The organism is Pseudomonas fluorescens, from assembly GCF_001623525.1.
Classification (GTDB): Bacteria; Pseudomonadota; Gammaproteobacteria; order Pseudomonadales; family Pseudomonadaceae; genus Aquipseudomonas; species Aquipseudomonas fluorescens_Q.
Genome location: NZ_CP015225.1, coordinates 5,188,035 through 5,209,772, shown reverse-complemented (window position 1 = coordinate 5,209,772; position 21,738 = coordinate 5,188,035). Strand labels below are relative to the sequence as shown.

Sequence of the window (21,738 nt, the reverse complement as noted above, 5' to 3'; positions counted from 1 at the left end):
GCATCGCCACTGCGTGAAGCATTGATATGACCGAACCTGCGCTGCTGCCCCGCCCGCAACTTCGACGCCTGCTGCGCCAGGCCCGTCGCGCCCTGACGCCCGCCCAGCAACGGCAAGCCGCCCACGGGCTGTTCAAGCAACTGGCCCAGCATCCGCTGTTTCGCCGTGCGCAGCACATCGCCCTCTACCTGCCCAACGACGGCGAGATCGATCCGCGCCTGCTGCTGCGCGAAGCCCAACGCCGGGGCAAGGCCACTTACCTGCCTGTGCTCAGCCCATGGCCGCAGACCAAGATGGTGTTCCAGCGCATCCACCCCGGCGAAAAAATGCAGCCCAACCGGTTTCGTATTCCTGAGCCGCGCAAGAACATCGCCCGGCAACGCAAGGTCTGGACGCTGGACCTGGTGTTGTTGCCATTGGTGGGGTTTGACGATGCGGGTGGTCGACTGGGCATGGGCGGCGGCTTTTATGACCGCAGCCTGGCGTATCTGGCGCGACGCAAGCAGTGGCGCAAACCGACGCTATTGGGGCTGGCCCATGAATGCCAGAAAGTCGAACGATTGGCGCAGGCAAGCTGGGACGTACCGCTGCAGGGAACGGTCAGCGACAGGCATTGGTATATCGCGGGGTAGACGCCGCGATCATCAGCGGCGCCAGGAAAGCGGGTTCAGCGTTTGAACGATGACGCGGGTTGGGTGATTTCCACCGGCGCGTCGGTCTTGTTGGCCCACAGGCTTTGGGCGTAACCCGTGGTCACGACACCCAGACCGAACAGAATGACCAAGATCCACAACAAATCCGGTTTGCGTTTCATCGATTGCCCCCCTCAAGGCATATCACACACGATGACAGCAGCGGTTTTCTTATTGGCCGTGCAGCAGCGTCAAGCTTGGAAGGCCGGCATTTTGCGGCAACCGGCCCCGACACGCAAACTCTGGCGTCAACCGACTGTCGGTTTGTCATAAAATCGCTGAACTATTTTTTCAACACCGCCAAGGAGTAGCAATCATGGCCTATTGGCTGATGAAATCCGAGCCCGACGAATTATCCATCCAAGGTTTGGAAAAGCTCGGCCAGGCACGCTGGGACGGGGTTCGCAACTACCAGGCGCGTAACTTTCTGCGAACCATGGCGGTGGGCGACATGTTCTTTTTCTATCACTCCAGTTGCCCCGAGCCAGGCATTGCCGGGATCGGCCGAATTGTCCGTGCGGCCTACCCTGACCCAACGGCGCTGGAACCCGACAGCCATTACTTCGACCCCAAGGCCTGCCTGGACAAAAACCCCTGGACCGCGATCGACGTGGCCCATGTCGAAACGTTTCCCCACGTGCTGAAGCTCGATTACCTCAAGCAACAGACCGCCCTGGCTGAAATGCCACTGGTGCAAAAAGGCTCGCGACTGTCGGTGATGCCCGTTACACCCGAACAATGGGCAGCGGTCATGGCGCTGCGCTGATCGCCAATGAGTTGATGGATATCAAACGGGGTCGTTCGCTGATCTGGCAGACTTCGATGCTATAGCCGCAGGATGCCGGACATGTCGACAAACCATCGTACTTCTCGCTTTTTTGCCCTCGCCTTGATGACTGTTCTGCTGGCCGCCGGCGGTTTCGGCTATTGGAAATCGCGCCACGATCGCCTGCCGGAAGGCTTGAGCATGGGCAACGGTCGCCTTGAGGCCACCGAGGTCCAGATCGCCAGCAAGACCCCAGGACGCCTGGCCGAAGTTCAGGTCGACGAAGGCGACAACGTCATCAAGGGCCAGGTGCTGGCACGCATGGACACCCGCACCCTGGAGGCTCAGCGCAACCAGGCCGAGGCCGAAGTCGTGCGGGCCCGGCAGAACCTTGCTGCCACCGAAGCCAACGTGCAGTTGCGCCAGAGCGAACAATTGCTCGCTCACCAGGAGCTCAAGCGGACCCAGGAACTGTTCAAGCGCGGTTACGCCAGCGGCCAGGTCATCGACCAGCAACAAGCCCGCGTCGACACCGCCAATGCCGCGGTCAACGCCGCCCGGGCCCAGGTATCGGCGGCGAATGCGGCCATCGGCGCGACCCTGGCCCAAGTGGCCCAACTCACCAGTGAAATAGATGACAGCACGTTGCGGGCACCGCTCGACGGCGTGATCCAGTTGCGCCTGGCCGAGCCAGGTGAAGTGCTGGGCGCCGGCGGTCGAGTGTTGCTGATGATCGATCCGAACGACCAATACATGAACCTCTACCTGCCGGCGTCGGTGGCGGGGAAACTGGCGGTGGGCGACGAAGCGCGACTGTTGCTCGACGCCCTGCCCGAGCGACCTCTACCCGCCAAGGTCAGTTTCGTCGCGGCCAAATCCCAGTTCACCCCGAAAGAAGTCGAAACCCGTGATGAGCGCCAGAAACTGGTGTTCCGCGTCAAAGTACGCCTGACCCGCCCCGGCGAAGTGCCCCAGGCCAAACCCGGCATGCCAGGTGCCGGCTATGTACGCACCGCCCCCATCGACTGGCCGGCCAACTTGCAATGAGCGCCCCCGCCGGCGAGGCATTGCGCGCCTCGGGCCTGGAACACCGCTACGGCCAGCAGGTGGCGCTGAGCGATATCGCCTTCAGCCTGCCCGCCGGCACTCGCTGCGGTCTGATCGGTCCGGACGGTGCCGGCAAATCGAGCCTGCTGGGGCTGATTGCCGGAGTGAAGAAACTCCAGCACGGCCAACTGGACGTACTCGGCGCCTCGATTGACGACCGACGCCATCGCAACACCCTCTACCGACGCATTGCCTTCATGCCCCAAGGGTTGGGGGGCAACCTTTACCCGGACCTGTCGATACGCGAGAACATTCGCTTCTTCGGCACGCTGTTCGGGTTATCCCGGGCAGACTGCGAACAGCGCATGGGCACATTGCTGCTGGCCACCGATCTGCAGCGTTTTGCCGATCGCCCGGCGGGCAAACTGTCCGGCGGCATGAAACAGAAGCTCGGCCTGTGTTGCGCACTGATCCATGAACCGGACCTGCTGATTCTCGACGAGCCCACCACCGGCGTGGACCCGCTGTCCCGGCGTCGCTTCTGGGAACTGATAGAAGACGTGCGTCGGCAACGCCCGCAACTGACCCTCCTGGTCGCCACCGCGTACATGGAAGAGGCCGAACAATTCGAGCATTGCCTGATGCTCGACAACGGTCGCTTGATCGCCAAGGGTTTGAGTGCCGAGCTGGCTACAGTCACGCCAGACGGCAAGCTCGACTCGGCCTTCACCCATTTCCAGGGCGACAGCGGCCGCGATGTCGAGCCGCTGGTGATCCCCCCCAGGAGCGCCAACACCGCCGACATTGCCATCGAAGCCCACGACCTCACCTTGCGCTTCGGTGATTTCACCGCCGTCGACAAGGTCAGTTTCGCGATTGGTCGCGGTGAGATCTTCGGGTTCCTGGGTTCCAACGGCTGCGGCAAGACCACCACCATGAAGGTGCTGACCGGGCTGATCCCCGCCAGCGAAGGCAGTGCCCGGCTACTGGGCAACCCGGTCAACGCCAAGGACCTCGCCACCCGCAAGCGGGTGGGTTTCATGTCCCAGAGCTTTTCGCTGTACGGCGAACTGAGTGCGCGCCAGAACCTGGAACTGCACGCCAAGCTCTTCGACCTGCCCACGACGGACAGTCGCCAGCGCATCGACGAACTGATCCAGCGCTTCAATCTCCAAGCGCTGGCGGACCAGCCTTCCGGCGCCCTGCCACTGGGCCTGCGCCAGCGTTTGTCCCTGGCGGTGGCGGTGTTGCATCGCCCGGAAGTGCTGATCCTCGATGAACCGACCTCGGGTGTCGACCCGGCTGCGCGGGATGATTTCTGGCGGCTGCTGATTGAGCTGTCTCGCGAACAGGGCGTGACGATTTTTCTTTCCACGCACTTCATGAACGAGGCCCAGCGCTGCGATCGTATTTCGCTGATGCACGCCGGCAAGGTCCTGGCTTGTGACACGCCGGCGGCCTTGCAGGCGCAGTTCAACGGCCAGACGCTGGAAGCCGCGTTCGTCACCTGCCTGGAGAATGCCCAGGGCGAGACGCAGCAAGACGCCGCCCCCGTGCCCCTCGACAGTGCCGACGCCCCCCGGGACCGGCGCGGCCTGAGCCTCGGGCGCCTGTGGGCCGTCGCCAGCCGGGAAGGCAAGGAGCTGCTGCGCGACAAGGTGCGGATGGCATTCGCCTTGCTGGGCGCCTTGTTCATGATGGTGGTCTTCGGCTTCGGTATTTCCCTCGATGTGGAGAAACTGGCCTTCGCCGCGTATGACCAGGATCAGAGCCCGCAAAGCCGTGCCTACCTGGAAGCGTTCCGTAGCTCGCGCTACTTCGAGGAGCAACCGATCATCAGCGACGCGAAGGAGCTGCATCGACGCTTGCAGCGCTCGGAGATCAAGCTGGCCCTGGAAATCCCCCCCGGTTTCGGGCGTGACCTTTACGCCGGCCGCCAACCGACGGTGGGCGCCTGGCTGGACGGCGGCATACCGTTTCGAGCCGAGACCAGTCGCAACTACGTCCAGGCCGTGCACCAGGCCAACCTTGAGCAACTGGCTGAACTCAGCAGCCGCGCGCCAAACCGGCAACCCGGTGCGACGCTGGAGACGCGCTTTCGTTACAACCAGGACGTGGTCAGCGTCAACGCCATCGGGCCTGGGGTCATGGCGCTGATCCTGGCGTTCATTCCGGCCATGTTGACGGCGCTGGGCATCGTGCGGGAGAAGGAGCTGGGCTCGATCACCAACTTCTACGCCACGCCGCTGACCCGACTGGAGTTCCTGCTGGGCAAACAAGTGCCCTACCTGGCGGTCAGCCTGATCAACCTCGCCCTGCTGACAGCGATGAACCGCTGGCTGTTCGGTGTGCCGTTCAAGGGCAGCGGCCTGACGCTAGCGATCGGCGGCCTGCTCTATGTACTGGCGACCACCAGCATGGGGCTGCTGATCTCGGCGTTCACCCGCACCCAGATCGCGGCGATCCTCGGCACCATGATCATCACCAGCCTGCCGACCATCCAGTTTTCAGGGTTGATCGTGCCGCGTTCGTCCCTGGAGGGTGCCGCTGCGGTGATGGGCCAGTTGTTTCCCGCCGGTTACTTCCTGGATATCGCCGTCGGCACCTTCACCAAGGCCCTGGATCTGCGCCAGCTATGGCCGCAATGCCTGGCGCTGGGCGGGTTTTTCCTGGGCTTCACCGGGCTCAGCCTGATCATGCTGAAAAAGCAGGAGGCCTGATGCACACGCTTTCACATATCTGGCGTCTGGGGCTCAAGGAACTGACCAGCCTGCGATACGACTCCGTCCTGCTGCTGTTTTTGGGCTACGCCTTCACGGTGGCGATCTACATGCCGGCTGCAGGTTCGGTAATCGGCGTCCACAACGCCAGTGTTGCAATAGTGGACGAAGACCAGAGCCATCTTTCGCGCCAATTGGCCCAGCTCCTGCAACCGCCGGAGTTCCAGAACCCGGTGGCCTTGCCCTATGCCGAACTGGACAAGGTCATGGACAGTGGCCGCTACACCTTTGTCATCAACGTGCCCGCCAACTTCCAGGCCGACCTGCTCGCTGGGCGCGAACCGACGCTGCAACTCAACGTCGACGCCACGGCCATGAGCCAGGCGTTCATGGGCGCCGGCTACATCGGACGGATTTTCCAACAGGAACTGACCACCTACGCCGGCCAGGCACAAACGAGCGAAGCAACGCCCGTGAGGCTGACCACGCGTTCGCTGTTCAATACCAATCTGGAAGGTGGCTGGTTCCTGGCGGTGATCCAGATCGTCAACAACATCACGATCCTGGCCATCATCCTGACGGGGACCGCGCTGCTGCGCGAGCGCGAGCACGGCACCCTCGACCACTTGCTGGTGCTGCCGCTAACGGCGTTGGAAATCATGCTGGCGAAAATCTGGAGCAACCTGCTGGTGGTGGTGCTGTGCACCTGGGCATCGCTGGAAATCATCGTCAAGTTCGCCTTGGGGGTTCCACTCGCCGGCTCCATGGTGCTCTTCCTGCTGGTGACCGCACTCTACCTGTTCGCCAGCACCTCACTGGGCATCTTCCTCGCCACCCTCGCCCGTTCGACGCCGCAATTCGGCCTGCTGGCGATCCCGGTTATCATTCCGATGCTGCTGTTGTCGGGCGGCAGTACACCGCTGGACAGCATGCCGCAATGGTTGCAATGGGTGATGCAAGGCTCGCCCTCGACGCATTACGTCAGCCTCAGCGCGGCGATCCTGTTCCGAGATGCCGGACCTGGCGTGATCTGGCCGGACCTGCTGGCGCTGGCGGCCATCGGACTTTTGTTCTTTGCAATCGCCCTGGCCCGGTTTCGGAAGAGCCTGGCGTCTTGACGAAAAAAAGCAGCCTTGGGCAGCACCAGGAGATCCGGGCACTGCCAAAGGCTGCGATCGAGCCGGTTTACTGAATGATCAGGTTGTTGAACAACAGGTCGTCGACCATCGGCTTGCCGGTTTCGTCGTTCATCACCTGCTGGGTCTGCTTCAACGCTTCCTGACGCAACTTTTCCTTGGCCTCAAGGTTGTTCATCGTCTCGGTGGTCTGCTGGGCGAACAGCGCCACCAACTGGTTGCGAATCAACGGCTCATTGGCCTTGACCGCCGCTGCTGCGGCATCTCCTGTCACGCGCAGGGCCACATCGGCCTTGTAGACCCTCAACTTCGCCGAACCGTCGAGCCCATAGTTGCCGACAAAGGGCGGGCTGAGGGTGATGTAGCTAACCTTCGGCGCCTCACCCTCCTTCGCTTCCTTGCCCTCTTCGGCCATCGCTGCCACAGGCAACGACAGGGCCAGCATCAACATGATCCACGCTTTCACAATTGATTCCTCATCCGGTTTGCGGCCCAGCATACCGCCCCGCCGTTCAAGCACAAGCTTATAGCCGGCTATCAGGGCAGGGCATGCTCGTTGACCCGTTCTCTCTCACACCTACACTTATCGGCCATCACTCCCAAAGGAATAGCCCTGATGAAAGCCGTGCTGTGCAAAGAATTCGGCCCCGCCGAATCGCTGGTGCTGGAAGACGTCGCCAGCCCCATCGCCAAGAAGAACGAAGTGCTGCTGGACGTGCATGCCGCCGGGGTGAACTTCCCTGACACGCTGATCATCGAGGGCAAATACCAATTCAAGCCACCCTTCCCGTTCTCCCCCGGCGGCGAAGCGGCGGGCGTCGTCAGCGACGTGGGAGAGAAAGTCAGCCACTTGAAGGTCGGCGACCGGGTGATGGCGCTGACTGGCTGGGGCAGCTTTGCCGAACAGGTGGCGGTACCTGGCTACAACGTGTTGCCGATCCCTGCGTCCATGGACTTCAACACCGCCGCCGCCTTCAGCATGACGTATGGCACCTCGATGCATGCCCTCAAGCAACGGGCCAACCTGCAAGCCGGCGAAACCCTGCTGGTGCTCGGCGCATCCGGTGGTGTCGGCCTGGCGGCGGTGGAGATCGGCAAGGCCATGGGCGCCCGGGTAATCGCGGCTGCCAGCAGCGCCGAAAAACTCGCCGTGGCGAAGGCGGCCGGCGCCGACGAATTGATCAACTACAACGAAACCAGCCTGAAGGATGAAATCAAGCGCCTCACCGACGGCCAGGGCGCCGATGTGATCTACGATCCGGTGGGTGGCGACCTGTTCGACCAGGCCATCCGCGCCATCGCCTGGAACGGCCGGTTGCTGGTGGTGGGCTTTGCCAGCGGACGCATCCCCGAGCTGCCGGTGAACCTGGCCCTGCTCAAGGGCGCCGCCGTGGTGGGCGTGTTCTGGGGTTCCTTCGCCCAGCGCCAGCCCCAGGACAACGCCGCCAACTTCCAGCAATTGTTCGGTTGGTTCGCCGAAGGCAAGCTCAAGCCGCTGGTGTCGCAGGTGTACCCGCTGAGCAATGCGGCGCAGGCGATCAATGACCTGGGGCAGCGCAAGGCGGTGGGGAAGGTGGTTGTGCAGGTGCGTTGAATGCGTCAAAGCGGTCAGGACCTCAAGCGCCGGACCGCTATTGAGCCGCACTAAAGCAACTCGCGAATCTCCTGCGGCAGCATCCGCACATACCGTGCCGCAGGAAAACTCCCGCAACGCTGCACGATCGTAGGCAGGAGCCTGTTGAAACGGGCGATCAAGGCCAAACGCTCCACATCCGACATCTGCTTCACAAAAAACACATTGGACAAGTAACTGCGGGTGTAACGGAACGGGAGCAAATCCTCTACCCACGGCTGTCCCCTGGCATGCGAATTGATGACCGAGCATTTCCAGGTCTTGATCCACTTGTTGGCATCCAGTGGCAAGCCATCCAGGCGGAACTCGAAGGGCGCTACGACGTGCGTCTGCGCCGGATGTTCGTGGTCCACCGTCCACGGCCTGAAGCGCCATTGCCTCATGGCCTTCCGTGCGGCCTCGGCGAAATCCGGATGATCGCTGCGCAGGATCGCGACTTCATCGACACGACCATCGGCATGCACCGTGAAGCCGACCCGGACCACACCCACGACGCCCTTCCGGTGCAGGGCCGTCGGGTAGTCCGGCTTGGGATTGTGCTCGGGCACCAACAACACATCCGTCGCCCCGCTCGTAGCGGACAAGCACAACAACAGCATCACGACACACCACCTCATGCCCTCACCCCTCACCTGAATGCCAGACTTGGCAAAGACATAGAGGGTAGAGGCCGCGGCCTTGGGGCTGAATAGCGAGACTTCCCATTTGGGTGAAGGACCTTTCCCACTGTCCTGCCCCCTTGCCACCGAAGCACCGCGTGAAAAAAGCCTGTGGCGACATTTCCTACAACAGCTTTCGCCAATACCTGAGCGACATGTTCGTTTAAGAACATTCGATCAGAAAAATTTCGCTGTTTAAACGATAAGAACCAATGCTATTTTCGGTAACGAAACTGTAACATTCGCATCCGCAGTCATAACAAGAACCTGGAGCCCTTGAATGTTTGCCTTCTTTCGCCCTGCCGCCCATCAGGCGTCCCTGCCTGAAGAAAAAATAGACAGCACCTACCGACGCCTGCGCTGGCAGATCTTCGCCGGGATCTTCATTGGCTACGCCGGCTATTACCTGTTGCGCAAGAACTTCTCCCTGGCCATGCCGTACCTGATCGACGAAGGTTACACCCGTGGTCAGTTGGGCCTGGCCATGTCGGCCATCGCCATCGCCTATGGGCTATCGAAATTCCTGATGGGCCTGGTGTCCGACCGGTCCAACCCGCGTTACTTCCTGCCCTTCGGCTTGCTGGTCTCGGCGGGGGTGATGTTCGTGTTCGGTTTCGCGCCTTGGGCAACGTCAAGCGTGACCATGATGTTCATCCTGCTGTTCATCAACGGCTGGGCCCAAGGCATGGGCTGGCCACCCAGCGGACGGACCATGGTGCATTGGTGGTCGCAGAAAGAACGCGGCGGCGTGGTGTCGGTGTGGAACGTGGCGCACAACGTCGGCGGCGGCCTGATCGGCCCGTTGTTCCTACTGGGGATGGGCTGGTTCAATGACTGGCATGCGGCGTTCTATGTGCCGGCTGCTGTAGCGCTTGCTGTCGCCGTGTTCGCCTTCGTGACCATGCGCGATACCCCACAATCGGTGGGCCTGCCGCCGATCGAGAAATACAAGAACGACTACCCGGAAGGCTACGACGCCAGTCACGAGAACGAATTCAGCGCCAAGGAAATCTTCGTCAAATACGTGCTGCGCAACAAAATGCTCTGGTACATCGCCATGGCCAACGTGTTTGTCTACCTGCTGCGCTACGGCGTGCTGGACTGGGCGCCGACCTACCTCAAGGAAGCCAAGGGCTTCACGGTGGACAAAAGCTCCTGGGCCTATTTCTTCTACGAGTGGGCGGGCATTCCCGGAACGCTGCTGTGCGGCTGGATGTCGGACAAGATCTTCCGCGGCAACCGTGGCCTGACCGGCATGGTGTTCATGGCCCTGGTGACCGTAGCGACGCTGGTGTACTGGCTGAACCCGGCCGGCAACCCGACCGTCGACATGATCGCCCTGGTTTCCATCGGTTTCCTGATCTACGGCCCGGTGATGCTGATCGGTTTGCAGGCATTGGAACTGGCACCGAAGAAAGCCGCCGGTACAGCTGCCGGCTTCACTGGTCTGTTCGGTTACCTGGGTGGCTCGGTCGCGGCCAGTGCCGCCATGGGTTACACCGTGGACCATTTTGGCTGGGACGGCGGTTTTGTGTTGTTGATCGGTGCTTGCCTGATGGCGATGGCCTTCCTCGCGCCAACCCTGTGGCACAAGCAAATCGCCAGTCAGAGCCGCGAAGCGGTCGCCTGATCCAGCGCTGATTTACAGCGCTTGAGCCGCGCCTCCAGGTTCCGGTCTGGCATGGCGTGGCTGCGCAGGGCGTGGATGGTCTGCTCGACATAATCGCGAGTGGTGCCATAACGCCCACAGGCGCTTTCAAAGACCTGGCTCAGCACATGGTCCGGCAGGTTGCCGGCATAGCTGGGCAGGTGTCGCTCCAGTACAAACCCCAAGGCTTGCACCCGGCTGCCATCCTCGAGACGGCAACTGAGCCAATGCGGGCGATAGGACGGGACCGGCATCTCGCGTTGCCACAGGGCAAACAGCGAATCCTCGAGATTCTCCTCCGGCAATCGGTAGGCGAAACCGCTGCACGAGCCGCCGCGATCCAGCCCGAACACCAGCCCCGGCAACTCCGGTGTACCGCGATGCTCGTGGGACCACAGGTACAAACCGCGATGGTAACCATGGACCCGGCCGCGCATCCGCTCCACCGCCGTGCATTCGGGCCGCCAGATCAATGAACCGTATGCGAACAGCCAGACCGGACCGCCCTGGTGGAGACTCATGGTCAATTGCATCGAGGCGAGCAATTGCTCACGGGTCAGTTGCGGGCCCAGGTCGAGCCTTGGCGGGTACAAGGCACAGGTAATGGCGGATTCGATAGCGGTCATGGCCGGTAGCGTAGGGCTCCTCGCAATTCATCAAGCTGGATGGTGCGCCGTCATGACACTGACGCTTGGCAGAACCAAGGCAAATTAGATGCCATGAATGCTCGGGGCGCTGGCATATACCATAGCGGCATCTGGCTCATGAGCTAAATATCGAATAGGTATATCGGGCGATATATGACCCGTGGCGAGGGAGCTTGCTCCCGCTGGGCTGCGAAGCAGCCCTAAAAAACTTGCGGTCGCTGCGCAACCGAGCGGGAGCAAGCTCCCTCGCCACGGGATTCGGGTGAGTTTTTAAGTACGCGGCGCATAGGCGAAGACATCCGCGCGCATTTGATGGGCGTCCATTCCGGCTTCCACCAACGCATCGAGCGTGGCGTAGATCATGGCCGGCGAGCCGCTGGCGTAGACGTGCACGCCGGATAGATCGCTGATGTCCTCGCACACGGCTTCATGGAGCATGCCGCAGCGCCCTTCCCAGCCGCACAAGTCGCTGACGACTTTGTGCAGGAACAGGTTCGGCAGTTTTTTCCATTCGTCCCAGTGCTCGATTTCATAGAAATCTTCCGGCCGCCGCACGCCCCAATACAGGTGCACCGGGTGCTTGAAACCCGCCGCCCGGCAATGCTCGATCAGGCTGTGCATCTGCGCCATGCCGGTTCCGGCGGCGATCAGTACCAACGGGCCATCGGGCAGTTCGGACAAATGCGTGTCGCCAAAAGGCATCTCGATACGCACGCTGGGGTTGCGCCGCAGTTGCTCCAGCAGGGCTTGTGCACTGCTTTCGCGCACCAACACGTGCAATTGCAGCTCGCGCCCCGAATGCGGCGCCGAGGCCAGGGAGAAGGCCGATTTTTCGCCGTTTTCCCGTTCGATCATCAGGTACTGCCCGGCGTGATAGCGCGGCGACTTGCCGGCCGGCGCACGCAGGCGCACTCGCCAGACATCGCCCCCCACGTCGGCGCACTCGACCACCTGGCACGCCAGGTTGCGTACCGGTAGCTCACCCGGCGACAGCACGCCATCCCACAACACCACGCAGTCCTCCAGCGGCTCGGCGATGCAGGTGAAGATCTCACCGTGATCGCGCACCTCGCCCGCCTGTTCCACACGGCCCTCCACCAACAACGCGCCGCAGACGTGGCAGTTGCCGTTGCGGCAACTTTGCGGGCATTCATAGCCCAGGCGCCGCGCGCCATCGAGAATCCGCTCGGCGGGCCGGATCTCCAGCACCGCCCCGGAAGGCTGCAAGGTTACACGCATCAATCTATTCCTAACTGATTCCAGATGGCATCGATCCGTTGGGTAACGGCTTCATCCTTGACGATAACCCGGCCCCACTCACGAGTGGTTTCACCGGGCCATTTATGCGTGGCATCGAGCCCCATCTTCGACCCCAGGCCGGACACTGGCGAGGCGAAGTCGAGGTAGTCGATCGGCGTATTCTCGATCATCACCGTGTCGCGCTTGGGGTCCATGCGCGTGGTAATGGCCCAGATCACGTCGTTCCAGTCCCGTGCGTTGATATCGTCGTCGGTGACGATAACGAACTTGGTGTACATGAACTGTCGCAAAAACGACCAGACACCGAGCATGACCCGCTTGGCGTGCCCCGGATACGACTTCTTCATGGTCACCACGGCCATGCGATACGAACAACCTTCCGGCGGCAAATAGAAGTCAGTGATTTCCGGAAACTGCTTTTGCAGGATAGGCACGAACACTTCGTTCAGCGCCACGCCGAGAATGGCCGGCTCATCGGGCGGACGGCCGGTATAGGTGCTGTGGTAAATCGGCTTGATCCGATGGGTGATGCGCTCGACGGTGAACACCGGAAAGCTGTCGACTTCGTTGTAGTAACCGGTGTGGTCGCCGTACGGCCCTTCATCGGCCATTTCGCCAGGATGGATCACCCCTTCAAGGATGATCTCGGCGGTGGCCGGCACTTGCAGGTCGTTGCCGCGGCACTTCACCAGCTCGGTGCGGTTGCCGCGCAACAGGCCGGCGAACGCATATTCGGAAAGGCTGTCGGGCACGGGCGTGACCGCGCCGAGGATGGTCGCCGGGTCCGCACCCAGGGCCACCGACACCGGGAATGGCTGGCCGGGGTGTTTTTCACACCATTCACGGTAGTCCAGTGCTCCGCCCCGATGGCTCAGCCAGCGCATGATGACTTTGTTGCGACCAATTACCTGCTGACGATAGATGCCCAGGTTCTGGCGATCCTTGTTCGGGCCCTTGGTGACGGTCAGGCCCCAGGTGATCAGTGGCCCTACGTCGCCCGGCCAGCAGGTCTGCACAGGGAGCATGGCCAGGTCGACATCGTCGCCCTCGATCACCACTTCCTGACAGATAGCGTCCTTGACGACTTTCGGCGCCATGGAAATGATCTTGCGGAAAATCGGTAGCTTGGACCAAGCGTCCTTCAGGCCTTTCGGCGGCTCGGGCTCCTTGAGGAACGCCAGCAGCTTGCCGATTTCGCGCAGTTCGCTGACCGCTTCGGCGCCCATGCCCAGCGCCACGCGCTCCGGCGTGCCGAACAGGTTGCCCAGGACCGGAATGTCGTAGCCCGTGGGGTTTTCGAACAACAACGCCGGGCCTTTGGCCCGAAGCGTGCGGTCGCAGACCTCCGTCATCTCCAGCACTGGAGAGATGGGAATCTGGATGCGTTTCAACTCGCCGCGCTGCTCCAGTTGCTGCACGAAATCCCGAAGATCCTTGAATTTCATTGAGATGCCACCCCGAAAATAGGCGTACATCCTACCTGCTCTAACGCCCAAACAGCAGCCCGTGCGTGCGCAGCAGCGATCAATTGTCGGTTGTACCCACCAGCACCGGCGCAAACAATGGGCTCAGCCGGGCACTGCCGATGTCAGACAGATGATCCTCGTCCTTGTATTGCAAATACCCACCGACCACGATGCTGCAGACTTGGCCCGCACACATCAGCGGGGTAGGGTCGATGACATGCACGCCGGGGTCGGCGGCGCTCATCGAGTCGAACAAGCCACTCAGGAAACGCTGGCGGGACAAGTGCTCCTGAAGCGGGCGCCCCAAGCCCTCGGTCGAACGCCCGACCCGGGCCAGGCTCACCAACCGGCTGACAAGGCCCTTGTGCTGCAACGGTACCTCCTTGAACAACCAGACTTGCGCGCCTGCTGCCCTTATCGCTGCCACTCGCGCCTTGAGCGCCGCGGCCAGACGTGTTTCGGCCTCGGCGGTATTGTCGCGAGGGTTGAGCAACAACTCTTTATCACCGTTCTCACGACCGTAGACGTAAAGACTCCAGTTGGACGCGAGCACCACGTCGCTGATCTGCAGGCGACGAACCTGATCCATGGTCCGTTCGTTAAAGTCCTTGCATCGCTGTCGGGGGGCGTCGCTCAGGATCGGCGGGCAACCGCTCAAGCTGTAGAGCCATACCGGGCGCCCTTCGGGGGCAGCACCGGTTTCAATCGCCGGCAACAATGCGGCGGCATGACTGTCGCCCCAAAACAGTTGAGTCGCCGACGCCTCTTTGTTCCTGCCGATCAAGCACGCCTTGTCCAGGTTCTTGTCCGAATTCGCTAACATGCATTTCATTTGCCCGGCCCGCCACTCTCGCGCCTGAGCATATTCCAGGGCCTTGCCCGTAAGGCGCTGGGGAAAACCATCGGCCGAGCGCACCACCAACCCCGTCACCGCCAGGGCAACCATCGCCAGCAAACCGGCGGCAAGCATCGGCTTGCGTGCGGCCAGCACACGCTTTTCACGAAACGGAAGCTCGACGAAACGCCAGCTCAACCAGGCCAGGCCCAGCGCCAGCAGAATCCAGCCCGCCGCCTCCCAAGCCTGGATACCGTCGATCGAAATGGCATTGGCATAGACGTAGACCGGCCAATGCCACAGATAAAAGGAATAGGACAGCAGGCCAACCCAGACGAGTACCCTGGCACTGAGTGCCTGAGCCACCCAGGTCGATCCCTGGGCACCGGACCAGATCAGCGCAGTGGTGCCAAGCACAGGCAGCAAGGCGGCCCAACCCGGAAAGCGCGTGGCCTCGTCAAAAGTGAAAACCGCCACCAGGACAGCAGCCAGCCCGGTCGCACCCGCGAGCTGACAGAGCCATGGCCTCACCTGCTGTTTCGATTTCGATGCAGGCCACACCGCGAGCATTGCGCCGCATAACAATTCCCAGGCCCGTGTCGGCAGCGAAAAGAAGACGAAGTCAGGCTTGCGGTCGATAGAGGCGACATTCAGTCCGAAAGAAACCAGCAGCACGGCAAACAGCATCCAGCGCCAATGGCGAACGTGGCGCATCAACAACACCATCAACAGCGGAAAGAAGATGTAGTACTGCTCTTCAACCGCCAGGGACCAGGTGTGGAGCAAGGGTTTGAGGTCCGACGCGGGCTCGAAGTAACCGTCCTGACGCATGAACAAGATATTGGAAATGAACAGCGCCTGATAACGAACCGCCCTACCCAGCTCCGAAAAATCCTTGGCCGTCAGCAGCAACCAGCCCAGGGCCAGCGTTGCCACCAGCACCACGCTCAAGGCCGGAATGATGCGCCGGGCACGGCGCGCCCAAAAATCGACGAAGCTGAAACGCTGCGCACTGATCTCGCGAAACAGGATGCTGGTTATCAAGTAACCGGAAATGACGAAAAAAACGTCAACACCGACAAAGCCACCACTGAATGTGCTGAAGCCGAAGTGAAACAGCACCACAGGAATAACGGCTAGGGCCCTCAAACCGTCGATGTCACGGCGGCTGCCGAACGTGTGCATAACGATCCTTGTCGTTTTACAAGATGATGCAAGCACGGACACTACCGGCTTGGGAAAGTTGTCCTTTTTGATACAACGCCACGAAAAAAAAGGCGCCCCTGTTCGGGGCGTCCTTTTTTTGAAACGTGCTGGGTGTTACTTGCGTTTCATCGACAGGAAGAACTCGTCGTTGGTCTTGGTCGTCTTCAGCTTGTCGACCAGGAACTCGATGGCGGCGACTTCATCCATCGGATGCAGCAGCTTGCGCAGGATCCACATGCGCTGCAATTCGTCGTCGGCGGTCAGCAACTCTTCGCGGCGCGTGCCGGAACGGTTGATGTTGATGGCCGGGAAGACACGCTTCTCGGCGATACGACGATCCAGAGGCAGCTCCATGTTGCCGGTGCCCTTGAACTCCTCGTAGATCACTTCGTCCATCTTCGAGCCGGTTTCAACCAGCGCGGTGGCGATGATGGTCAGCGAACCGCCTTCCTCGATGTTTCGCGCGGCGCCGAAGAAACGCTTCGGTTTTTCCAGCGCGTGGGCATCGACACCACCGGTCAGCACCTTGCCGGAGCTCGGTATCACGGTGTTGTAGGCACGGGCCAGACGAGTGATGGAGTCCAGCAGGATCACTACGTCCTTCTTGTGCTCGACCAGGCGCTTGGCCTTCTCGATCACCATTTCGGCAACCTGCACGTGGCGGGTCGGCGGCTCGTCGAACGTCGAGGCGACCACTTCGCCGCGCACGGTGCGCTGCATCTCGGTCACTTCTTCCGGACGTTCGTCGATCAGCAGCACGATCAGGTGAACTTCAGGGTTGTTACGGGCGATGTTGGCCGCGATGTTCTGCAGCATGATCGTCTTGCCCGCTTTCGGCGGCGCCACGATCAAGCCACGCTGGCCTTTGCCGATGGGTGCGCACAGGTCGATGACTCGACCGGTGAGGTCTTCGGTGGAACCGTTGCCGGCTTCCATCTTCATGCGCACGGTCGGGAATAGCGGGGTCAGGTTCTCGAAGAGAATCTTGTTCTTCGCGTTTTCCGGACGGTCGAAGTTGATCGTGTCGACCTTGAGCAGGGCGAAGTAACGCTCGCCTTCCTTCGGAGGGCGGATCTTGCCAACGATGGTGTCACCGGTGCGCAAGTTGAAACGACGGATCTGGCTCGGCGAGACGTAGATATCGTCTGGACCGGCGAGATAGGAAGCGTCTGCGGAGCGAAGGAAGCCGAAGCCGTCCTGGAGAATCTCCAGCACGCCATCACCGGAGATTTCCTCGCCGCTTTTCGCGTGCTTCTTGAGCAGGGAGAAAATCACGTCCTGCTTGCGCGAACGGGCCATATTTTCTATGCCCATCTGTTCGGCCAATTCGAGCAGTTCGGTAATCGGCTTTTGCTTGAGTTCAGTCAGATTCATATAGGAATGACGTAATCATTTATGGAGGGGGGAAATTAAGCTTTTGGCTTAATGAGGCCGCGCCGCGGAGAAGGCGACAGGATCGCGTACTTATTCGAAAGGAGAGCGTCGGCGACGGCTTGCAGGGGGCAATGGAGAAACCAGTGCGGGGCCGAATGTACCACCTGGGTTTGCAAGCGTCTAGCCCCGAATAACGAAAAAGCCCCGCGATTTGCGGGGCTTTTTCAGTGGCATTCGGCGCTTAGATGTTGGCGTCGAGGAAAGCCGCCAGTTGCGACTTCGACAGCGCACCCACTTTGGTGGCTTCGACGTTGCCGTTCTTGAACAGCATCAGGGTCGGGATACCGCGTACGCCGTGCTTGGCCGGAGTCTCCTGGTTTTCGTCGATGTTCAGCTTGGCAACGGTCAGCTTGCCTTCATAAGTGGTAGCGATTTCGTCCAGGACCGGGGCGATCATTTTGCACGGACCGCACCACTCTGCCCAATAGTCGACCAGTACCGGGCCTTCGGCCTTGAGTACTTCTTCGTCGAAGTTAGCGTCGGTAACGTGTTTGATCAGATCGCTGCTCATGGAAATCTCCGGGGTTGTCAGCAAAAAAACGTGGCCCATGATAACGGCCCTTCCCGGGTTCAGGAAGCCGCAGTTGATTGAGTCTCGCTATGACGAAAGACGTATTTGGGTATAGCTCAACTCACGAAGCGACGGGGGCGACGAAGGCAATCCCGGTACGCAACGCCGCGTTACGTACATGTTCCTGCATGGCTTTTTGCGCCGCGCCCGAAGCGCGGCGAGCCAAGGCGCGGAGGATCTTGCGATGCTCCTGCCACGTTTCCATCGCCCGCTCCGCCCTGATGAACGGTAGTTTCTGGCTTTCCAGGAAGATCTCGGCGCTGGCGGTGAGAATGCTCAGCATCGCCTGATTACCGCTGGCCAGCAGGATGCGCCGATGAAATTCGAAATCCAGCCGCGCGGCGGCGTCGAAATCGCCGATCTTCAATTCCCGTCGCATGGCTTCGACATTGTCTTGCAGCATGTCCAGCTCATCGGCGCTAAGCGTCACCGCCGCCAGCCCCGCCGCGAAACCCTCCAGGGCGTAGCGCAACTGGAAGATATCCACTGGCGAGGCCTGGGCCGCGAACGGCCAGCCCGGCGCCGATTCGCTGCGTGGAGCCTCTAACGGTGCCTGCACGAAGACCCCTTTACCCGGCTGCACGCTGATCATCCCCAAGGCGCTCAACGATGACAGCGCCTCGCGCAACGACGCCCGGCTCACCCCCAGTTGCAGTGCCAGATCCCGTTGCGACGGCAACGCATCCCCGGGACCGAAGCCTTCATCCGTGATCAGTTTGCGAATGGCTTGCAGAGCCACTTCAGGAACGGCGCGAGCGATGGAATTCATGATTTTTTAGACGAACCGGGCCAGTGAGCGGCTAGTTGTAAAGCTATTCGCCGCGCCCGGCAAGTCGTGCCCCAGCAGGGTTCGGCGACAAATACCGACGCCCGATAACGGTGCAAAAAACGCCGCAACTGTTCAGACCAGTAAGACCGCCCTCCGCCAGCAAAACCGCGGCCTGGGCCGCTGAAAAGTCGCCTTGGCATGGCCTGTGCTCTGTCCGAACGCAGAAATCACATCACCGATTGCGGAGATTCGCCATGATTCAGCGTTGCAGCGCCCTGCTCACAGCTCTGTTTGCCAGCCTGATGCTCTGTCAGCTACCCGCCCACGCCGATGGCCTGGAAGACGTGGTCAAGCGTGGCACCCTCAAGGTCGCCGTGCCCCAGGACTTCCCGCCATTCGGTTCGGTAGGCCCGGACATGAAACCCCGCGGCCTGGACATCGACACCGCAAAACTGCTCGCCGACCAGCTCAAGGTCAAACTTGAACTGACGCCAGTCAACAGCACCAACCGCATCCCCTTCCTGACCACCGGCAAGGTCGACCTGGTGATTTCCAGCCTGGGCAAGAACCCGGAGCGGGAAAAAGTCATCGACTTCTCCAGCGCCTACGCACCGTTCTACCTGGCCGTGTTCGGTCCGCCTGACGCCGCCATCAACAACCTGGACGACCTCAAGGGCAAGACCATCAGCGTCACCCGGGGCGCCATCGAAGACATCGAGCTGACCAAGGTCGCCCCCGAAGGCACCACCATCAAGCGCTTCGAAGACAACAACTCGACCATCGCCGCCTACCTGGCCGGTCAGGTGGACCTGATCGCCAGTGGCAACGTGGTGATGGTCGCCATCAGCGAACGCAACCCCAAGCGTGTTCCGGCCCTGAAGGTGAAACTCAAGGACTCGCCGGTGTACGTGGGCGTGAACAAGAACGAGCCGGCGCTGCTGGACAAGGTCAATCAGATCCTCGCTACCGCCAAGACCGATGGCAGCCTGGAGAAAAACTCCCAGACCTGGCTCAAGCAGCCGCTGCCGGCCGATCTCTGACCGTCGCTTGAGAGGCTGAGCATGGCTTATCAGTTCGATTTTCTGCCGGTGGTGCAAAACACCGAGCTGCTGTTGCGCGGCGCGCTGTTCACCCTGGAACTGACGGCCATCGGTACGTTGCTCGGGGTCAGCCTGGGCATCGTCGGGGCCGTGGTGCGGGCGTGGAACATTCGCCCGTTCGCGGCGATCTTCGGCGTGTACGTGGAGTTGATCCGCAACACGCCGTTCCTGGTGCAGCTGTTTTTCATCTTCTTCGGTTTGCCGTCCCTGGGCCTGCAGATTTCCGAATGGCAGGCGGCGGTGCTAGCGATGGTGATCAACCTCGGCGCCTATTCCACCGAGATCATCCGCGCCGGCATCCAGGCCATCCCACGAGGGCAACTGGAAGCCGCCGCGGCCCTGGCGATGAGCCGCTTCGAGGCCTTCCGTCATGTGGTGCTGCTGCCGGCGCTGGGCAAGGTCTGGCCGGCGTTGAGCAGCCAGATCATCATTGTGATGCTCGGCTCGGCGGTGTGTTCGCAGATCGCCACCGAAGAGTTGAGCTTTGCCGCCAACTTCATCCAGTCACGTAACTTCCGCGCCTTCGAAACCTATGCGCTGACCACGCTCATTTACTTGTGCATGGCGCTGTTGATCCGCCAGTTCCTCAACTGGGTGGGCCGCCGCTGCCTGTACAAGAGCAGCAACGGGAGCGGCCGATGAGCGATTTCACTTTCTGGGACGTGGTGCGCAACCTGCTCACCGGCCTGCAATGGACCCTGGCGCTGTCGCTGGTGGCGTTTATCGGTGGCGGCGTGATCGGCTTGCTGATCATGGTGTTGCGCATCTCCAAGAGCGCCCTGCCCCGCAACATCGCCCGGACCTACATTGAGCTGTTCCAAGGCACACCGCTGTTGATGCAGCTGTTCCTGGTGTTCTTCGGCGTGGCCCTGGCCGGGGTGGAGATTTCCCCCTGGATGGCGGCGGCGATTGCCTTGACGCTGTTTACCAGCGCCTACCTGGCGGAGATCTGGCGCGGTTGTGTCGACTCGATTTCCCACGGCCAGTGGGAAGCCTCGGCGAGCCTGGCCCTCAACCCGCTGGAGCAGTTGCGCTACGTGATCCTGCCCCAGGCCCTGCGCATCGCCGTGGCGCCGACCGTGGGCTTTTCGGTGCAAGTGGTCAAGGGCACGGCCGTGACGTCGATCATTGGCTTTACCGAACTGACCAAGACCGGCGGCATGCTCGCCAACGCCACGTTCGAGCCGTTCATGGTCTATGGCCTGGTCGCCCTCGGTTATTTCCTGCTCTGCTACCCCTTGTCCCTCAGTGCGCGCTACCTGGAAAGGAGACTGCATGCCTCTGCTTAGAATCACCGCCCTGCATAAATACTACGGCGATCATCACGTGCTCAAGGGCATCGACCTGAGTGTCGAGGAAGGCCAGGTGGTGGCGATCATCGGCCGCAGCGGCTCGGGCAAATCCACCTTGCTGCGCACCCTCAATGGCCTGGAGTCGATCAACGACGGCGTGATCGAAGTCGACGGCGAATACCTCGATGCGGCCCGCGCCGACCTGCGCAGCCTGCGCCAGAAAGTCGGGATGGTGTTCCAGCAGTTCAACCTGTTCCCGCACCTGACGGTCGGTGAGAACGTCATGCTGGCGCCACAGGTAGTGCAAAAAGTGCCCAAGGCCAAGGCGGCCGTGCTGGCGCGGCAGATGCTGGAACGGGTCGGGCTTGGCGAGAAATTCGATGCCTTCCCGGACCGCTTGTCCGGTGGTCAGCAACAGCGGGTGGCGATCGCCCGGGCGCTGGCGATGTCGCCGAAAGTGCTGCTGTGCGACGAAATCACCTCGGCCCTGGACCCCGAGCTGGTCAATGAAGTGCTCAGCGTGGTGCGGCAGTTGGCCAAGGAAGGCATGACGCTGATCATGGTCACCCATGAAATGCGTTTTGCCCGGGAGGTCGGGGACAAACTGGTGTTCATGCACCAGGGCAAGGTGCATGAAGTGGGCGATCCCAAGGTGTTGTTTGCCAATCCGCAGACGGCGGAACTGGCGAACTTTATCGGGACCGTCGAGCTAGCCTGATTTTCTCAGCCAAAGAGCTCTTGTGGCGAGGGAGCTTGCTCCCGCTCGGCGGCGCAGCAGTCGTAAAACCGGCCAACCGAGTTTTCCTGATGGACCGCGTTGAATGGCTTTGGGGCCGCTTCGCAGCCCAGCGGGAGCA

The 21,738-nt window shown here is 61.3% G+C and carries 21 protein-coding genes; 11 read left to right on the top strand and 10 right to left on the bottom strand.

What is annotated here, in order from left to right; all coding sequences use genetic code 11:
* Positions 1-26 precede the first annotated feature (26 nt).
* A complete protein-coding gene (locus TK06_RS22420; RefSeq protein WP_063323871.1) occupies positions 27-632 on the top strand; it encodes a 5-formyltetrahydrofolate cyclo-ligase in 606 nt (201 codons plus the stop codon).
* A 35-nt stretch (positions 633-667) separates the two neighbouring features.
* Here the strand turns inward: TK06_RS22420 and TK06_RS32775 are convergent, their stop codons facing one another.
* Positions 668-814 (bottom strand): hypothetical protein, encoded by a 147-nt coding sequence (locus TK06_RS32775; RefSeq protein WP_003206689.1) that lies wholly within the window; start codon positions 812-814, stop codon positions 668-670.
* A 194-nt stretch (positions 815-1,008) separates the two neighbouring features.
* Here TK06_RS32775 and TK06_RS22415 point away from each other — a divergent pair, with 194 nt between their 5' ends.
* From TK06_RS22415 to TK06_RS22400, 4 genes are all read left to right on the top strand, one after another.
* Positions 1,009-1,458 carry an EVE domain-containing protein gene (locus TK06_RS22415; protein ID WP_063323870.1) on the top strand — a complete coding sequence of 150 codons (450 nt, stop codon included), beginning with the start codon at positions 1,009-1,011 and terminating at the stop codon, positions 1,456-1,458.
* 81 nt (positions 1,459-1,539) lie between these two features.
* Positions 1,540-2,505: an HlyD family secretion protein gene (locus tag TK06_RS22410; protein ID WP_063323869.1), complete on the top strand. Its 966-nt coding sequence runs from the start codon at positions 1,540-1,542 to the stop codon at positions 2,503-2,505.
* Complete coding sequence (rbbA, locus tag TK06_RS22405; protein ID WP_063323868.1) at positions 2,502-5,225, top strand: ribosome-associated ATPase/putative transporter RbbA; 2,724 nt, start codon at positions 2,502-2,504, stop codon at positions 5,223-5,225. The genes TK06_RS22410 and rbbA overlap by 4 nt, the downstream gene beginning before the upstream one ends.
* Entirely contained in the window at positions 5,225-6,343 is a 1,119-nt protein-coding gene (locus tag TK06_RS22400) for an ABC transporter permease (protein WP_063323867.1), read from the top strand. Before rbbA ends, TK06_RS22400 begins: the two co-directional genes overlap by 1 nt.
* A 67-nt stretch (positions 6,344-6,410) precedes the next feature.
* On the opposite strand, the gene TK06_RS22395 is transcribed toward TK06_RS22400, so the two are convergent.
* Positions 6,411-6,827: a flagellar basal body-associated protein FliL gene (locus TK06_RS22395; protein ID WP_063325204.1), complete on the bottom strand. Its 417-nt coding sequence runs from the start codon at positions 6,825-6,827 to the stop codon at positions 6,411-6,413.
* A gap of 150 nt (positions 6,828-6,977) precedes the next feature.
* Here TK06_RS22395 and TK06_RS22390 point away from each other — a divergent pair, with 150 nt between their 5' ends.
* Positions 6,978-7,955 carry an NADPH:quinone oxidoreductase family protein gene (locus TK06_RS22390; RefSeq protein WP_063323866.1) on the top strand — a complete coding sequence of 326 codons (978 nt, stop codon included), beginning with the start codon at positions 6,978-6,980 and terminating at the stop codon, positions 7,953-7,955.
* Between the two features lie 50 nt (positions 7,956-8,005).
* Here the strand turns inward: TK06_RS22390 and TK06_RS22385 are convergent, their stop codons facing one another.
* Positions 8,006-8,593, bottom strand: coding sequence for an energy transducer TonB family protein (locus tag TK06_RS22385; RefSeq protein WP_238992640.1), 588 nt, complete (start codon positions 8,591-8,593; stop codon positions 8,006-8,008).
* Positions 8,594-8,933: 340 nt separating this feature from the next.
* On the opposite strand from TK06_RS22385, the gene glpT reads away from it, so the two are divergent.
* Complete coding sequence (gene glpT / locus TK06_RS22380; protein ID WP_063323864.1) at positions 8,934-10,283, top strand: glycerol-3-phosphate transporter; 1,350 nt, start codon at positions 8,934-8,936, stop codon at positions 10,281-10,283.
* On the opposite strand, the gene TK06_RS22375 is transcribed toward glpT, so the two are convergent.
* From TK06_RS22375 to TK06_RS22345, 7 genes are all read right to left on the bottom strand, one after another.
* Positions 10,259-10,927 (bottom strand): gamma-glutamylcyclotransferase, encoded by a 669-nt coding sequence (locus tag TK06_RS22375; RefSeq protein WP_063323863.1) that lies wholly within the window; start codon positions 10,925-10,927, stop codon positions 10,259-10,261. The genes glpT and TK06_RS22375 overlap by 25 nt on opposite strands.
* Before the next feature lie 291 nt (positions 10,928-11,218).
* On the bottom strand, positions 11,219-12,187 hold the full coding sequence (locus TK06_RS22370; protein ID WP_063323862.1) for a CDP-6-deoxy-delta-3,4-glucoseen reductase: 969 nt from the start codon (positions 12,185-12,187) through the stop codon (positions 11,219-11,221).
* Positions 12,187-13,653, bottom strand: coding sequence for a 4-hydroxy-3-polyprenylbenzoate decarboxylase (gene ubiD, locus TK06_RS22365; RefSeq protein WP_063325203.1), 1,467 nt, complete (start codon positions 13,651-13,653; stop codon positions 12,187-12,189). The genes TK06_RS22370 and ubiD overlap by 1 nt, the downstream gene beginning before the upstream one ends.
* 79 nt (positions 13,654-13,732) lie before the next feature.
* Positions 13,733-15,694 carry an acyltransferase family protein gene (locus TK06_RS22360; protein ID WP_063323861.1) on the bottom strand — a complete coding sequence of 654 codons (1,962 nt, stop codon included), beginning with the start codon at positions 15,692-15,694 and terminating at the stop codon, positions 13,733-13,735.
* A 135-nt stretch (positions 15,695-15,829) separates the two neighbouring features.
* A complete protein-coding gene (rho, locus tag TK06_RS22355; protein ID WP_003206716.1) occupies positions 15,830-17,089 on the bottom strand; it encodes a transcription termination factor Rho in 1,260 nt (419 codons plus the stop codon).
* Between the two features lie 241 nt (positions 17,090-17,330).
* Entirely contained in the window at positions 17,331-17,660 is a 330-nt protein-coding gene (gene trxA, locus TK06_RS22350) for a thioredoxin TrxA (RefSeq protein ID WP_063323860.1), read from the bottom strand.
* Positions 17,661-17,781: 121 nt separating this feature from the next.
* On the bottom strand, positions 17,782-18,489 hold the full coding sequence (locus TK06_RS22345; RefSeq protein WP_063323859.1) for a FadR/GntR family transcriptional regulator: 708 nt from the start codon (positions 18,487-18,489) through the stop codon (positions 17,782-17,784).
* A 254-nt stretch (positions 18,490-18,743) separates the two neighbouring features.
* On the opposite strand from TK06_RS22345, the gene TK06_RS22340 reads away from it, so the two are divergent.
* From TK06_RS22340 to TK06_RS22325, 4 genes are read left to right on the top strand one after another with little or no spacing between them, the layout of a single operon-like run.
* Positions 18,744-19,529 carry a transporter substrate-binding domain-containing protein gene (locus TK06_RS22340; protein WP_014340791.1) on the top strand — a complete coding sequence of 262 codons (786 nt, stop codon included), beginning with the start codon at positions 18,744-18,746 and terminating at the stop codon, positions 19,527-19,529.
* A 21-nt stretch (positions 19,530-19,550) separates the two neighbouring features.
* Positions 19,551-20,231, top strand: coding sequence for an amino acid ABC transporter permease (locus TK06_RS22335; protein ID WP_003206733.1), 681 nt, complete (start codon positions 19,551-19,553; stop codon positions 20,229-20,231).
* A complete protein-coding gene (locus tag TK06_RS22330; RefSeq protein WP_003206735.1) occupies positions 20,228-20,878 on the top strand; it encodes an amino acid ABC transporter permease in 651 nt (216 codons plus the stop codon). The genes TK06_RS22335 and TK06_RS22330 overlap by 4 nt, the downstream gene beginning before the upstream one ends.
* Positions 20,865-21,599: an amino acid ABC transporter ATP-binding protein gene (locus TK06_RS22325; RefSeq protein WP_063323858.1), complete on the top strand. Its 735-nt coding sequence runs from the start codon at positions 20,865-20,867 to the stop codon at positions 21,597-21,599. The genes TK06_RS22330 and TK06_RS22325 overlap by 14 nt, the downstream gene beginning before the upstream one ends.
* Positions 21,600-21,738 lie beyond the last annotated feature (139 nt).